The 1,514-nt window shown below is 61.2% G+C and carries 2 protein-coding genes; one reads left to right on the top strand and one right to left on the bottom strand.

The genetic code is table 11. From position 1 onward, the window contains the following. Positions 1 to 669, top strand: a 669-nt coding sequence (locus tag JNL55_RS12045; RefSeq protein WP_293853109.1) for a LysR substrate-binding domain-containing protein, incomplete at its 5' end; no start/stop codon positions are given. On the opposite strand, the gene JNL55_RS12040 is transcribed toward JNL55_RS12045, so the two are convergent. Further along, positions 613 to 1,514: cytochrome-c peroxidase (locus JNL55_RS12040; protein WP_293853107.1), on the bottom strand; the 902-nt coding region annotated here is incomplete at its 5' end. The two genes, JNL55_RS12045 and JNL55_RS12040, sit on opposite strands and share 57 nt — an antisense overlap.

The raw sequence follows: 1,514 nt of genomic DNA, 5'->3' as shown, positions 1-1,514 counted from the left end.
CCCAAGGTCATCGTGCATCTCGCGCCCGGCAACAACAACGAATCGCTGGCACGACTGCGACACGGCGAGTCGGATCTGGCCATCGTCAGCACCGGCAATCATCCGCCGGATGCGGACATCGCGCTGCCGTTGTATCGCTGGGAACGGGTGGTCGTGGTGCCCACGTGGCATCGGCTGGCACAACTGAACCGACCGCTGACACTGCACGATCTGGCGGAGTTTCCGTTGATCAGTTACGAATCCAGCCGCGACCGTGACTCCTCGTTACGCCGGGCGTTCGAGCGGCAGGACCTCGAGCCAACGATTGCCATGACGGCGCCGGATGGCGATCTGATCAAAACCTATGTTCGAACCGGGCAAGGCGTGGGCATTCTGGCGGAGATGGCGGTCGGCGAGCCGGACGACAACCTGGTGTCGTTGGCTGCAGATGGTTTGTTTCCAACCTGCACGGCCTGGCTGCTGCTTCGACGCGACCGTTTGCTCCGCGACTATGCACTCGCCTTCGTGAATGAGTTGTTGCCGCACATTCACGGCAACGACTTGCGGCGCATCCTGGATGAAGCTGCCGCTCACAACGGCGCTGTGCCTCACTGGCGCGATTCGGCCAACGCTTTATCGTTGCGCGGTGGTGGTGTGGTCGCTGAAGCGCCGATCAGTCAGCGTGCGTAGGAAGCTTTCGATGTCTTCGATCTCGCCGGGAGTGAGTCGCAATGGCTCACCCATCGAAGCATCGCGCCCTTTGTGAGTCGGCACGACCTTGTCCGGTTCGCTGTAGTACGTGATGACTTCGCGTAGCGTGGCGAACATGCCGTTGTGCATGTAGGGCGGCGTAACGGCGACGTTACGCAACGTCGGCACTTTGAATTGGCCGTCGTCGAGCGGATTGCCGGTGATCTTGCCTCGGCCCCGATCGCTCAGCTTCGCACCGTCGTACAGGCCGATGTTTCGGAACCGTTCCGAGGTGAAGTCGTTGCCTGAGTGGCAGTCGGCGCACTTGGCTTTGCCGATGAACAACAAGCGGCCTCGTTTGGCGGACTCGGAAATGGCCGTGTCGTCGCCGAGGTTGTAGCTGTCGTAGGCTGTATCGAAGCTTTCGATGGTTTTCTGAAATGCCGCCAGCGCACGACCAATGGTGCGTGCTGTGATCTTGCCGTCGTATGCAGTCGCGAACAGTTCTTTGTATTCGCCACTCGCCTCGAGCCGGGCGATGGCCTCGGCAATGGGCAAGTTCATCTCGACGGGATTTTCGATAGGAAAGACGGCCTGATCTTCCAACGTCTCGGCGCGCCCGTCCCAGAACATGGCGGTGCGCCCGCCGACATTCATCAAGGTCGGCGCATTCCGTTCACCCTTGGCGCCGCCGACGCCGGCGCTGAACGAGACGTCATCAGCAAACGCATGCTCTGGCTTGTGACACGAGGCGCAGCTGATAGTGCGGTCGCTGGACAACAACGGATCGGAGAACAGGCGACGACCGAGCTCGATTCGGAGCTCGTTACGGTCCTTCGGCGGGG

The sequence above is a fragment of the Steroidobacter sp. genome, assembly GCF_016790065.1.
Classification (GTDB): domain Bacteria; phylum Pseudomonadota; class Gammaproteobacteria; order Steroidobacterales; family Steroidobacteraceae; genus Steroidobacter.
This window is presented reverse-complemented; position numbering and strand designations above follow the sequence as displayed.